Raw genomic sequence first — 13,928 nt, 5'->3', positions numbered from 1 at the left:
GTGAAACCGCAGGGAAGTGAACTGGTATGCGTAATTAGCTTTACGGGCTGCTTTCCTTCCTTGCCGGAGTGCTTTTATCCTGCGCTTCAAGCGCAAGGCCAGCGCCGCCCCAATGGGCAAAGGCGGGAGAATTTACCGCATTGCGTCTTAGCTGGTTCACTGCGTTGATGTGCAGAGCAAGTCCTTCACGCAGCTTTGCGCTGTGCATGAATTCGCCTGTCTTATCCCGCGCCAAAACTGGGTAATTTTTCATTAGCCCGCTTTTCTTCGGATTTGCTAGCGCGAAGTTAAGATGGCCCATCATCGTAGAGGTTTTCCACCGCAGTAACACTTGTGCAAAGCTGCCGGTGAAGAATATTCTCGATACGTCCACGCAATCGGGCCGCGGCCTCAAATTTTTTCTACTAATCCGCGACAACACTGTTACACCCAATCCGGTACTTATTTTCACAAAAAGAAATGTTCCAGTTAAGGACGAGACAAAGGTGACAATGGAGTTTAGCCACCGATTAGCATTCTTTGCATTTTTCCATCTGGAACGGTGGACTTGGATGTAGCGCACTGCGCGCTAATCGTACAATGTAATTTTGGCAGTCGTGACAGCAAGCAATTCAGCGTATCCGTGATTTTCGGGATGCGGCTCGATGCCGTCCAAGAGCAGCATCCTGCACGCCTTGGAGCTTCTCGCGGCAAACGGCGAAGCTTACGACAGTAGCGAACCGGGGCCTATCTCGCGCCGCCCCATCGCAATTGTGTATCGAGAGATTCAGTTCTTAATCACTGTCTTAGAGCATGAAGCCGAAGGGCACCGCCATTACCGCAGCAGCCTGGTTCCTTCAACTTCGGCACTGATCGTGTTTTCAATCGATTATGAACGATCACCGTTCCTGCTCCAACCTCTACCAATACGGTCTAGGCCGATTCAATCGGACGAAGGCGGATAGAGTTTGAACCAATGAGCTCTATGAGAACTAATGAAAAGAGGCCCTATTGCTAGGGCCTCTTACTTGACTTGGCGGAAGCGGTGTCCGCCACTACACCTATGAGAATCCTTACTTCACCAACTCTACCCACACGCCAACCCACATGATTCGAGCGGTGTACAACCCTGCCGTTGCCATCAAATCGCCGGTAGTCGTTCCCAACGCAGCAGCAATCTTTAAGACGTAAAGCAAACCCGAATTTTGCTTGGGACCCCCAATGGGGCCAAAGTCTGAACGACCAAAGCCACATCAGTGTGCTAGCCCCTCTAACGAAATGCCTTCGCTTTCTGCGCAAAACAAACTTCCTCGGCGAACGAGACGAGCGTAGGATCCTTTGAATAAGGCGAACTAATTCGCATATAACAATATTGAGGGTAGGATTAACCTTTTCCACGGGCTATTTTCTCATTGTGCTTAAATTCATAGCTACAAAAAGAAATATATTTTCTCCGACCTTTCGAAATAATTCGTCCTGTCTGTATAACGGTCGCACGGAACTTGTTGGGTCGGATCCGCTTCGTCATGTTCAAAAATGACTAAATCTGTGCACAATACTAAGCACCCATGAAAAATTTAGAGAAAGCAACAATGGTCAATTCAGCGTGTCCCTGCTTGATGCGCCCACCACTTAGCTTCTATGCCAGTTCGAAACAGTTTCAAAGGACTGCCTAAGGTTAAACCCGCTTTGGCATTTATCCGCATGACTGTCAGTCGCCTGGCATGGCGGCGTCGCGCTTCATTCGAGCAACGAGGCCGTCCATGCACGCCGCTAAGGGCGTAAGCTCTTTGCTTGGGAGCTCCGAGGCAAAACTCACGACAGTATCGTAGGGCTGATTTTTATACCGAACTGCGAACTGCATGCGTTGACCCGCCATCATGCTGGCGATGGCCGCGTGCGTCCCAGCTAAATCGGTTAGACCTAGGACGTAACCTGGCGCGTCGCCAGCGAATACTTTAAGTGGAATAAGTGCCTTCCCCTCCAGTTCTTGCGCTATCCAAAAATTCTCAGGGCCAGGCACCACAACTTTTCGGTCAAACCGCCCATTTGAGAACTTTGCAGATATTGTCTGATGTTTCCCGGCCTTGATAGTGCCGGCAGGCATTCCTGCGCGCAGGTACAGCGAGAAGTCATAAGCCTCAACCACTTTCGGTTGCATGTCGATGACGATGGCTCGGATACCACAGGCTGTGTAGCCGTCGGCATCCCGGCTAATTTGCGGCTGAAGCTGAGCGGTCACCGCTTGCACGACGGGTTGAGCATGCACTGGTAAAGTCATCGCAGCGAATAAGGTCAAGACGAGGGAATTTTTCATGCGGATGATTATAACCTTCGCATGATGTGCCTTTCGCTTGTAAGCTAGGATTTATGTAGGGCACTTGGCGCGATTCAACTGAGTGATCCGATTCTGCCCGCAGGCCACGAAACGCTATCTGCGGGTTAAGTCGACGATATTCCTCGGTATACCTTCGCTTGGCCCGATAGGACGACCTAGAATTTCAAAAAAGGATGCGGATCGGCGGCGTCGAGTACTTGGGCGCGCTGAATGAAATTGCTATGGCGTTCGCACCTCGGGCGTTCGTGCACATAAGGCATGGTCCTTAGCGTGATGATCCTTGGAAGATGCTATAGCAATGTACGCAGACCTGACGGTTGCCTTCAGTTGATAAGCAGGACAGCCTTGGTCATATGTCGCCGGACACACGCGGCCCAATTGAGAACTCGTAATAGTTCAATACCTAACAATATTGTTACGGTTGGGGACATTTCTAGGCTACGCGGCCGGTACAATCCCTATCCTTGTCCATGCAGCGGATTCGAGCTGAACAACCGGGACAGTACCGCATGTCTACAGCACCGGAAACGGTGCCCGGCGCAAGCTTCGTTGCCGGAGAACGTATTGGTGTGCGGTGCGATATGCAAGCCGCTATCATTTTTTCGATCCATATATGTCCATGCCAACTATTCCCACCTCCACAAGTCGCGGCCAGAGCGCTCTTATCGGCGCTGTTTTTGGCGCCGCAGCCTTGCTGGCCAGCTGTTCGAACAATGCTGACCTGGACGCAGCAAACAAGAAGCTGCAGGCGGCAAATACGCGCATCGTCGCTCTCGAGACCAAGTTGGCTGAAACAGCTCCGCGGGTACCGAGTGCTCAAGCGGCAAACGTGTCCACGACGCCAGGTGCGGCAGATTCCTCCCAGTCAACTGAAGTGAAAAACAAGGCAGGAAAGCAGTGGCGCTACGAAGCTGTCGAGGAGCCGATGACTGGGAAGACCCAATACACGGCGACGGTGAGCAGTTCCAATACGGTCAACCTTAGCTTTCCTTACAATGACGAACAGCGAGGAAGCCTAACGCTCCGTACCCATCCGCAATACGGCAAGGACGTGATTTTCGGGATGGAGAAAGGCCAAATATTGTGCCCCTCCTACAAGGGCTGCCAGGTGCAGGTACGGTTTGACGAAGGAAAGCCAATCCGATTCCAGGCCAGCGGTGCAGCGGACCATAGCACCGAGTATGTCTTTATTGATGACTACACGGGGTTCGTATCGCAGCTGAAGAAGGCCAAGCGTGTCCGTGTGGCGGTCGAGATCTACCAGAACGGCTCGCCGGCTTTCGAGTTTGATATCAGTGGGTTTGACACGGCAAAATACCAGCCGAAAACGTGATCGTGCTAATCCGCGCACCCAACGCAAACCCCAAGCCTGTCTTGCCGCTTCTCGCCCGAGCTCATTACGCTGCGGACATTCGGAACCAACATATTCCCAATTCTGCGAGCGTAACGCCAGCGAAATTACAGTTGCAATCCTGCACCTCGGCGCTTTCGCGATTTGGCTTATAACAGTGCTCCACCATCGCAGCCATATTGATATATCGTGTCGGGCCAAGCCTTTTCAAGCACAACAACGATAACACAGCCTTTTACCAGAGCAACGACAGAACAACCATGAATATCCGCCAATTCCTGACCGCTGCACTTTTGCTGACGCTAACTCAAACCCAAATCAATGCACAAACCCTAAAGACGCAAGAATTAAAGAGCGAGAGTAGCGATAGCAGCGATAGCAGCGATAGCAAGATCGTGCAAATTCCAAAGCCCGCAGCGGGCGTTGCGAAGGAGTACGTCTTTATCGGTAAGTCATTGTCGTCTTCGTGCCAGACCGGCAGCGACACCTTGCTAAAGGGGACGACAATGCTCGTTGTTGCGGGATACGAAAGCTGTACATCGCCCTACTCGAATCCAAAAGGTTTCTATACCGTGTTCAAAGGTGCACAGAAATACTATATTCGCGAGAGCGATCTCGAGTTATCCGGGCAGGAGGCACATTCAATTAAATCGCTGTCGCCAGAACAACAATCGCTGTTTTTCAAGCAAGCGGAAGGCGTTGCAATATACCTACGCAAAAAGGAAATCTCGGAAGTGCTAAATGTATTGGACAGCCATAAGAAGTCCGGCTTGACAGTTGTTTCCAGTGGCATCGCTGACGTCAGCGAACACACCGAGGGAACGAGTTTTTCGATCGAAGTAATAAATCAGGCTTCGAAGCCGATAAAATACGTTTGGTTTACTGTGGTGGGCTATAACGCGGTCGGCGACCCTGTCCGCGGCCGTCTGGGAACGTCGATAACGGTTAAGGGAATCGGTCCAATCGCGCCCGAGGATTCTGGCTCCTACGAATGGGAATACCTATGGCATAGCGATGTCGTCGAAACATTCAAGCTACCAAAAATTAAGGTTCAGTACATGGATGGCTCTGTCCGCGAGGTGAAGAATGTCAAGGCGATCACGCTTAGTAGGGCACATCGCACCCTGCTGAAGGATGCGGGCGACAATTAGCACGTTTCGTCACTACAAGATTGGAATCGGCCTCGTCTTATCAAGCCACTCTACCCACACAAAACGACGAGCTAATTCGCTAGGACTTATGCAAAAACGCGAGTTCGACATCATCAGCCTACGGGCCCTCCCCCATCAGGTAGATGCGATCATTAAGCGTCGCGCCGCTGGCCACGGCGGTACTGTTGGCATGTCCGGGGATGTCCACAACGGTTTCCACGATCTAGACGGGATTGCGCGTTTTAAACTGGTCCGTAATCTTTGTCGCGCCATCCGAAATCTCGGAGAATAACAACAACTGAGCACGCGGTACGTACGCAGAGGTTTTTAGGATACCGTCAAATATACAAGCGCTAGATGAGCCGGTTAACGCGCGCAGCGAACCAGTTTGACCCATAATTTTCTTGGACGCTGCTTTAAAATTAATGTGACGCCCAGCATAGTTATACAAGGAATTCGTGGACAGTGCGCACTCGGCTTAGCCGCTATGCGTAAGCCATGTCAAGCCCGTGTCAGCTGCATGGGGCGGTGGTATTCAGCAGTAGAACTCCGTAGCGTGTCGATCATGTGTGAAAGGAAACCAGAAGTGCCATTTCATCATTCGATATAAAAATTGTTCACTTTTAAGTTAAATTACTAAATACCGATTTAATATTCAAACGTTACCGTACGCGAGATACGCGACTGTAGGCATCGGCTGAGCTATAGGGAACGATATGATGATTACAGTTGACTGTAGCTCGTGGTAAAATTTCAGCCATTCAATAATTACTAAATAATTATGCAAGAACTCGAAGATGTCCTTAACGACTACCATCTAACAAAAAAGCAACATAAGCTCGTACCTGGCCAGAACACTAGTATGGCACTCAAAGCCCTTCGAGGAGATTTACCTGGACTGCTGCGGAAGATGGTCGAAAACTCTGGATACGATATTGATGACTTTCATATCAAAGCTTCAGCGGGAGAGCCTAACCGGAGCTTCGCTAAAGTTCCATGGGTCGCTGTCTTCAAAAAGACAATCTCGAAGTCCGCTACTCAAGGCTACTATATCGTTCTCCTTTTTTCGGAAGACATGTCGTCGATAAGTTTGTCACTAAATCAAGGCTACACAGCATTCGAAAAGAGGTATGCTCATCCAAAATTAGCTTATCCAAAGTTACAAGATTGTGCGCACGCCGCGCTTTCCATACTTGCTCCCCTTCCAGCTGGTTTCTGCACGGGTCCGATTGACCTACACACCGACGGGACGCTGGGGAAAGGATATGAAGCCGGAGCGATCTTATCGAAAACGTATACTATAGGGGCGACACCTAACAAAGTCGAGGTTCAAGCTGACTTAGCTGAATTGCTGCGTTGCTATATGACACTCGCGGTTCAGTTCCCTACGTCATTGATCAATTTAGACATTGCCGTCACGGACCAAGAAATGCTTGAGGCCGCAACAAGTCTCGAAGTGCAGGATTGGGGCTTGCCAAAAACTACCGGTCCACAGCCACCTCCACCCGTTGGGCGCGTGGGGAGCAAGGTCAGACACGTTCGCTCAGCAGAAATCGTCGCAAGAGCACTGGCAATGTCGAACTCAGTATGTGCCCTTGAAAAATCAGATCAAACGCATTTCTCATTCACCTCTGCAAAAACAAAAAAAAATTACGTTGAGGCTCATCACCTTGTTCCATTCAGTCAGCAAACTAATTTTTCTTTCAGTCTAGATGTTGAAGAAAATATAGTTTTACTCTGCCCTACCTGCCATCGAAAATTTCACCATGGTACTCAGGCCGATAAAATTGATCATCTCAAATTTTTATTCAAAAACAGAAATGCGGCCTTGCAAGAACGGGGCATTGAGATATCACTAGAGCAACTGGCGAAGATGTACAAGGTTCTCAGCATAGACGACTAAGAATGTTTTTTTAGGATTAATATGAAGTAGGAGTGAATCACGATTTGGGTGGTTTTAAGAAAGTATTTGCTTGCTTCAGGTAATGCATACGAGTGGAAATTTGGCAGCTGCCCGGCATCACCTTTCAAAGAAGAAATTCAAGTTTTTCTATCCCTTCAGACAGAGGAAAAATGTCATTTTCAGACTCAATACGCACACAATTATCTATCGACGCAGGTGGATTCTGTGCAAAACCCGATTGTCGGGCTCCTACAGGTTATTTTCTAAAGGGTGCGACAAAGTCAGCGGGGGACGGGGCTCATATAGTTGCGGAGAACTCTAATGGGCCACGTGGAAACTCCCAGTTGTCGCCATATGAGCGTAGTTTGGCAAGCAATGGAGTATGGCTCTGCCCAAACTGTCACCGGAAAGTCGACATCCTACAGCCTCAGCAATACTCTATATTAACTCTACAGCAATGGAAAGAGAATGCAACGTCATGGTGGCAACAAAATCAGGGGAAACCACTTCAAGTTGTAGCACGCCCAGATGAGAGGGCTCAAGTCGCTCGTCCAACCGCCTCCTCATTGAATGGAGCGCAGATGTTTCTAAACGCGCATAGGCCTTTGGCTGACGCACTATGGAACTTACGATTTAGGCAATCAGATCCGTTTCGTTCTGGCGTAGCTATACCAGACGACACCGAAAGGAAAATCTTGCAAATGTCTAAAACGCGAAGAATTGGACTCAGCTGGCAAGATGAATGGGCAACCACTTACCACTGTGAGGATAAAGAACTACTAAACTATATGACCAGTTTGATTCAAAGCGCGGATGCAATCCAGCGGCCTCCAGAAACTATTCTGGATGGGCAGAGGTATGTTAATTTCAAACAACCAGATTATCTAGCAAGCTTGATTTCAGAATATCTTTCAGCGTTTGAGCGACTCCAAAACTGCACAAATGATTTCAAACGCTTCGGCCTGTAATACAGTTGGCAATCTGCGTTCTTCTGCGACAAGACATATATGAGTTGAGTTTCAATAAGGCTGGAAGCAAATAAACTTGCTTTTTGGAACTCTGAACATATAGAAAATCTTAGATGCGCTATTGGTTTGCGCGCTTTTTACGTTTAGCAGTTTTTTTGAGTTGATTAGATAATGGGCGACTTCTTTATATGAAACAACTTGCCCAAAAATTCATGCCTGCGCAAGGGAGCAAAAGCGCCAGGGCAGAGTGCAATCGGTTAAGCAAGCTACGCTTCAAGTTTTAAAATGACCGTCAACAGCGCCGGCCGCTCGGCATATCGCCAGGACAAGGCATCTTCAGTTCGAGCTACGTTCCGGACCTATGGAGAAGACAGAATGATCCGCTTCGTGGAAGAGTTTTGACAGCGTTCTATGCCAAGGGTGACAGAACCAGGTCCAAGAAGACCCACCCATGCTTCAGCAGCCCCGCGCGATGTGCGAACTTCATGCTGCTGGAGGCTATTCGGATATTTCGACTCGCGAAATAATCCTGGCCGACTGGACCTGATTGGATCAGGTAAATTTCAAGCCAAACCCAGAGTAATTGATCGAAGCGAAGCGGTAGGCACCTCCAGGCGACTTGGTCTTCTGATGATACCGGCACTCCGGGACAGCCTCTGAAGGGAAGTCCGCTGTCAGTGCTTGACCGCTTCCATTGGCACGAGCAAAAGGTCGATTTTCTCTTCGATCACATCAAGGCGATAATTGATGCGCTGCAGCATTTCGGTCATAGGCGGCACGGCCTGCTGGGCAGGCGGGGCAGCTTTTTTAACAGCAGTGCTTTGGGACTCATCGGCACGGATAAACTTGCGCCGGTCGAAGAGTCCGGTAGCTGGAAGCATTAATGCGCCACGCATGAGGCGCAGCGAGCGACTGACAACTTGGCGTATCTTATTATTCATGAGAAAGGGCGTGATGTGGGCACAACGCTATGATGCCGGATAGAGAGTAATTCGACGGTGCCTCGAAAAAAAATTTTGGCTTTTCCATGCGCCGAAAAATTTTGAGGGATTGACCGATACAAGTGCGTGGGCCGGGGGTGGGTTCGCCGCCCCCCCCCCGGTCACGGGTGGGGGTCGGAGTGGTCTGGTGACCTGGAAGGTTCCGAGCGTGTTCCTGTTGCGTCACGCAACGCGCTCCTGTCTATCTCGACAGTCCTGTTACGCGTTTTGACTATCCGCACTTGCATCCTTCGCCTCAATGAAACAGTTAGAAAAGTTAATAACTACTGGTGACCGCTTATTCGTGCCAGATAGCATCCATCTAATAACTGTGAACGGGGACGTTATGCTTGAATCGAGCGACAGCACAGAGCGAAGAATTCTTACTATGCAGCCAGGCTTACAGGATTCAGTAAAGATACTTGGTGCTCAACTTGTCGAGCTACACGTGGTATGGCAGCAGTACCGGGAGCTTTACGCTGACGGTGGCACGATCGAAGTGCTGAACCGTACAGCAGCGTTGTTTTTCAAGATCGTACAGGATGAGCTATGGGACAGTATGTTGCTCGGTATCTGCCGCATGCTCGATCCAGCGGAGCAAGGTCGGGGGAAGAAGTTACGGACGAACCTTACACTTTATTCGCTTCCAGTATTCATTACTGATGCGATCCTAAAGGAGAACGTCACGCAGGCGCTTGTAGATGCTGCGCACCTCGCTAAGTTTGCCAAAGATCATCGCGACAAACGTATTGCCCACCAAGATCACGGCTACGCTATAAATCCCGCATTGTTTGAAATGAGCGGGGTCAGTCGTCAGGACGTTGAAAACACACTGGAGGCGCTGCGTAAGGTGCTGCAGTTGGTGGAGGCTTACTATAATGATGTGGACGTACGTTATGAAAAAAATGTTCTTGTCAGCGGTGCGGATCGATTGATAGTGGCATTGAAGCGACTAGAGCGGTTGGAAAAGAAGGCCATCAGAGGTGAATAGCGGACTACAGTCGCATCGGCTATACGGTAACGGCGGGTACGAAGGGCATGGCGTCGCAGGCTGTGTCAAGCGACGGTCTGCGCTGCTCTCTGCACTTTGTTACGCTTCAGGATTAGTTTGACCTGCGACTCACTTACACACAAGGTAGTGGCAATTTTGGTGATGGTGTAGTCCAGCTTACGCAGTTCCACGATCTTACCGTTAGTGAAGGTGTCTTCCCTGCGGCCTTGGTTCTTCCGCTCTGCCAGCGGCTTGAGTGCGTCTTGAGCCCGTGTACGCTCGATACCTTGACGTTGACGCTCGCGTCGGGTTTCCCAGTCTTGGCGGCATTGGTACAGGGCCAACTTCAGCAGCATTGATTGCATGGATTCCATTACGATGCCGCTCATGCCTTCTTCTGCTTTCGGCAAGTCGATCAGGCCGGGAACCGACACTGTAGCGCCTTTTGCTCTGATCGCAGTCATCAGGGCTTCCGCTTTATCCATCGGTAGACGGGTTATGCGGTCCAGATGCTCGGCGATTACAACGTCGCCCTCGTTCAGGTCTGCCAGCATACGCTGAAGCTCCGGGCGCTTCTCGGTTGTACCAGACTCCTTCTCGCTGTACGTTGCAACGACCTTGTAGCCCTTTGCTTCGGCTTCAACCCGCAGAGCGTCTTGACGGGTCAAGTCTTGGCCCTTGGTCGAGACACGTTGATAAATCCGGGCGTTGGGCTTGGTCATGATCTTCCATTTGCTAGTTTTGATAAGTTAAATAGAGTATACCCTAAATAACCTAATGATCACAAGCGAACTCTGGGGCGTCGGAGGAGCTGAATTGATGAGTTTCTAACTGTTTATACGCTGACCACCCTATCTGACCGCTGTTGTGAATACAGTTTCTTTTCGGACATGTTATTCTTACTACTGTTTATCTGGAGGAAATATGAATTAAGTGTTCCATCGCCGGTTTGGAGAACTTGAGGCAAAACGAGTGCGGACTTCTTGGCACAAGGATCCGTACGGCGATGACCTGATCGTAAAAAACGGGGAGTGGCAAGGTTGGGCCACTAGCGCGTTAAGCTTGATTAGAGCAGTGTTTGGTGAGGCAAGCGAGCAGTACGAAAGTTTCTCAAGTGCTCTCAAGAACGGCAGCGGAAGCGAACATTCCGTACGGACACTTCATAATCTCTTCATCAGCGCAAAGGAAGATTTTGAGGGGGGCTATGTATTCAATGTTGAGCTTCGCGTATCGGGCGAAGTCTTCGGAGATTTCGTCGGGCTGGCAAGAACGGCACTTAGCGAGGGGCACAAGGACGTTGCTGCTGTGCTGGCGTGTGCTGCATTAGAGGATGCGCTAAAGCGTTACGCTATAGTCAATGAGCTGAATACGGACAACAAGTCGATGACGGATGTGGTCAACGCCTTAAAAAGTGCGGGGCTTATCGCTGGCGCTCAAAAGGCTCTTCTAGACAGAATGCCAACGATCCGAAACTATGCTCTTCACGCTAATTGGGAGAAGATCAGCGAACCGGACGTTGGCAGCGTCATTGGTTTTGTTGAACAGTTCTTGCTGACAAAGTTCAACAGCTGATCTAACGATTAACAGACGACTAAGCTAGCTCGCTACCATCGTGGCGTCTAACGTTACTAATATACCGTTGAGGCTTCTATACGCTTCTGCATGGCAAGGCGCCGGGATCAGGAGCTGCCTTCTCGACTACATTACTTGGCCGTAACATTGGCCTCAGAGACGGTTTAGAAACTCGCCGGAAATGCAGCCTACGAAGTAAAGATGAGCCAAATGCGATCTACATCATACCCTTAGCTACATCGATTCGATGCTCCTAATCACGGCCTAGACGGCGGTAGTGCATTAGCCATGCAAACTTCCGCTAGACGACCCAGCGCCACGAGGCACTTGATTGCGGCCCCAACGTCCAGAGCGTCCCGCCCCAGCCGGTCTCGCTTCGCCACCCCTAGCGTGTCCTTTTTTTCGCAGCTTGCTAAGCATTGCACCGAACTGGATCCGCTAAGCAGTGTGCACCTTGCTGATCTTGTCTGCGTATCAACACTCAAAACCAAATTCTTAAGGCAACACTGTTTGGGCATCGCCGGGTAACTTCGCTCTCTGAACGAGAGCTGCTAATCCTACGTCGACGAGGATTGGAGACGGTACAGTGGTAAGTCGCATCGGGTTATGGTTATCCGCACTTAAGGAATCTAGCAACAAGGGTAAAAGGGACTTTCCTTTAACTTGGTTAAAACAAATGGCCTTGCCAATCAGATCACCCGCGGATGGCACGTTCTGCATTTTCCTAAGAGCATTATCCTTGAGATGAGTCCGTTTTTGGGTATATTCGACTGTTAGCTTCGCAGCGTTCTCTGTGAGGATATCTTGAAGTTTCTGATTTGCAGCCTCCTCTGTCATTCCATACACCTTTGCCACATGCCTAGGCTGACAAAACGAATGCTCTACATCGGTCAATGGAGTGACGAAAAGGAAGGTCCGCTCAGGCAGTTTCTTGCTTTCATTTTCTACCCACCACTCTTTTTCCTTGTCCGTCATACAGTCACCGTCACGATGAATTATCACCCAGGTATTCGTAGCCTGTTTTATAAAAAAGTCGGCAATAGGGACTGCGGCGGTAAGATTATTAACCCCGTGCAACGGTTGTATAAAATAGTCACCCTCCGCCAAACCATTTGCCTGCAACAATATCTTGAGGCGAGCTACTTTTGTATCTTCTGTTAGAAACACGATCTTCTGCTTATCGGCTTTAAACAGCTCGAAGCTATCTAATGCTCCAAGATCCAAGAGAACTGACAGCCCTGTGCGCTCCCCTTCTGGCTGCTTCACGCCATGGCGCAGCCATACAACTTGCGACTCTTCATTATGAGCCAAAGCATCAAAAATATGCCGGCTATGCGATGCAAGAATGATCTTGGTTTTACCGGTTGAGCTGATCCTCAAGAGAGTTGCCGCTAATAAACGCTGATTCGATGGGTGCAAATGCGCATCTGGCTCGTCGAGTAAAAGCAATGATGGATCATAGGCGGTGACATATGCGACAAGCTGAATCGCCTGAAGACACCCTGTCCCAACCATCTCTAATGGCACTCGCGTTCCGTCCAGCTCAACTGCAATATCAATAAATAGATGAATGTCCGGGTTAAATGTCGAACTAATCTTCAACCCCTCAAAAATCGATCCAATTACCTCATGGAAACGGGTTAGCTTTTCTGCATCGTTGAGAATTCTATAGAGAACGTTTCTAAGATATACGTTGGAGTCGCCCTGGGCAATTCCATTTGCAACTACTGAAGGAGTGCGCAGTTCTTCTCTAAGAGGCACCCCCGCGAGTCCTGGCACGAACACAGAAAATGGACGGGCGCGATCGGCCGCCCGGGTGAAGAATGTGCTTTTCTCATCACAGGTAACGGAAATATTTGCATTTTTTCCGCGCCGCAATGTCAACTCGAACTTCTTGAGTTCGTCATCGCCCGCATCTTTATATGTAAATACAAAATCAGGGCCTTTCTTTGACGTAAGCGGGGAGCCATGGTTTAGCCCAGTAAGATCACCTGTCGGCTTGTAGATGAATTGATCAAACCCTAAAGTACTGATCGCTTTTCCACCGTCAGCGGAGAGACGTGCTGATTGCAAGACAGTAATAGCAAAGTGTATACCTTGAAGGAGGGAGGATTTTCCAGAATTATTTCCGCCGATAACGATGGTGATTGCTGGAGTGGCGATCTCGATGTCTTTGCTCCGCTTAAAATTTATGACTTGAAGTGCTTTAATTTCCATCAAAATCACCTACTATAGCTAGTTTCAAAGAAGCAAGGGTACCCTAAAAGTCGCTAACCAAGACAAGTTTTCGTGAGAAGGGGTTAGTACGTCGGCGCTGGTCTCCGCAGACCCAAAGAAATGATGTTTAGTGCTCGCGATTTGCGCTACGTGTCGACAGGCGAGAAAACGTTAGAGGCGCGTGTCTACCGCCCGGACCGAAGTAAGAAGTACGCTATTGAATCGGCAGTGAAATGAAGAAAAGAGGCTTCAACAAAAAGCTGCAACGCCTCAGCTTGCAGAGCGCTATGCGGGTGTCAGGAACGATCCAGCCCCCCCGGACGTTCCGATAATGGACAGCGTTCAGGTAATTGACCCGCGCGACCATTCTTAGATGCCGTTTGCGCCACTTAAAAGACTGACGCGTTCCCATGGCTTCGCCGGATTCTGCTCTAATCTCGCGTAGCAGTTCGATTGAGCGATTCGCGCCCGGTACGGT

The 13,928-nt window shown here is 49.6% G+C and carries 11 protein-coding genes; 6 read left to right on the top strand and 5 right to left on the bottom strand.

What is annotated here, in order from left to right; genetic code table 11:
* Positions 1 to 40: 40 nt before the first annotated feature.
* A complete protein-coding gene (locus AC56LW_RS14235; protein WP_499635338.1) occupies positions 41 to 373 on the bottom strand; it encodes a hypothetical protein in 333 nt (110 codons plus the stop codon).
* Positions 374 to 1,690: 1,317 nt separating this feature from the next.
* A complete protein-coding gene (locus AC56LW_RS14230) occupies positions 1,691 to 2,296 on the bottom strand; it encodes a hypothetical protein (protein ID WP_332529866.1) in 606 nt (201 codons plus the stop codon).
* A gap of 634 nt (positions 2,297 to 2,930) precedes the next feature.
* On the opposite strand from AC56LW_RS14230, the gene AC56LW_RS14225 reads away from it, so the two are divergent.
* The 4 genes from AC56LW_RS14225 (at position 2,931) to AC56LW_RS14210 (ending at position 7,690) form a co-directional block, all read left to right on the top strand.
* The gene (locus tag AC56LW_RS14225; RefSeq protein ID WP_332529865.1) at positions 2,931 to 3,650 is read left to right on the top strand and encodes a hypothetical protein; all 720 of its coding nucleotides are present in this window, start codon (positions 2,931 to 2,933) and stop codon (positions 3,648 to 3,650) included.
* A 278-nt stretch (positions 3,651 to 3,928) separates the two neighbouring features.
* Positions 3,929 to 4,819 (top strand): hypothetical protein, encoded by an 891-nt coding sequence (locus AC56LW_RS14220; protein WP_332529864.1) that lies wholly within the window; start codon positions 3,929 to 3,931, stop codon positions 4,817 to 4,819.
* A gap of 781 nt (positions 4,820 to 5,600) precedes the next feature.
* Complete coding sequence (locus tag AC56LW_RS14215; RefSeq protein WP_499635335.1) at positions 5,601 to 6,722, top strand: MrcB family domain-containing protein; 1,122 nt, start codon at positions 5,601 to 5,603, stop codon at positions 6,720 to 6,722.
* Positions 6,723 to 6,814: 92 nt separating this feature from the next.
* Positions 6,815 to 7,690 carry a hypothetical protein gene (locus tag AC56LW_RS14210; protein WP_499635332.1) on the top strand — a complete coding sequence of 292 codons (876 nt, stop codon included), beginning with the start codon at positions 6,815 to 6,817 and terminating at the stop codon, positions 7,688 to 7,690.
* A gap of 674 nt (positions 7,691 to 8,364) precedes the next feature.
* Here AC56LW_RS14210 and AC56LW_RS14205 read toward each other — a convergent pair.
* Entirely contained in the window at positions 8,365 to 8,631 is a 267-nt protein-coding gene (locus AC56LW_RS14205) for a hypothetical protein (protein ID WP_332529862.1), read from the bottom strand.
* A 385-nt stretch (positions 8,632 to 9,016) separates the two neighbouring features.
* On the opposite strand from AC56LW_RS14205, the gene AC56LW_RS14200 reads away from it, so the two are divergent.
* Positions 9,017 to 9,661 carry an AbiU2 domain-containing protein gene (locus AC56LW_RS14200; protein ID WP_332529861.1) on the top strand — a complete coding sequence of 215 codons (645 nt, stop codon included), beginning with the start codon at positions 9,017 to 9,019 and terminating at the stop codon, positions 9,659 to 9,661.
* Positions 9,662 to 9,726: 65 nt separating this feature from the next.
* Here AC56LW_RS14200 and AC56LW_RS14195 read toward each other — a convergent pair whose 3' ends face one another.
* Positions 9,727 to 10,383: a recombinase family protein gene (locus AC56LW_RS14195; protein ID WP_332529860.1), complete on the bottom strand. Its 657-nt coding sequence runs from the start codon at positions 10,381 to 10,383 to the stop codon at positions 9,727 to 9,729.
* 211 nt (positions 10,384 to 10,594) lie between these two features.
* Between AC56LW_RS14195 and AC56LW_RS14190 the strand changes: the two genes are divergently transcribed.
* Entirely contained in the window at positions 10,595 to 11,233 is a 639-nt protein-coding gene (locus AC56LW_RS14190; protein ID WP_499635328.1) for a DUF4145 domain-containing protein, read from the top strand.
* Positions 11,234 to 11,728: 495 nt separating this feature from the next.
* Here AC56LW_RS14190 and AC56LW_RS14185 read toward each other — a convergent pair whose 3' ends face one another.
* Positions 11,729 to 13,450: an ATP-dependent nuclease gene (locus tag AC56LW_RS14185; protein ID WP_332529858.1), complete on the bottom strand. Its 1,722-nt coding sequence runs from the start codon at positions 13,448 to 13,450 to the stop codon at positions 11,729 to 11,731.
* Positions 13,451 to 13,928: the final 478 nt, after the last annotated feature.

It is taken from the genome of Telluria sp. LT2P80, from assembly GCF_059685955.1.
Note: the sequence above shows the minus strand (reverse complement) of the source record. Positions and strands in the feature narration are given on the sequence as shown.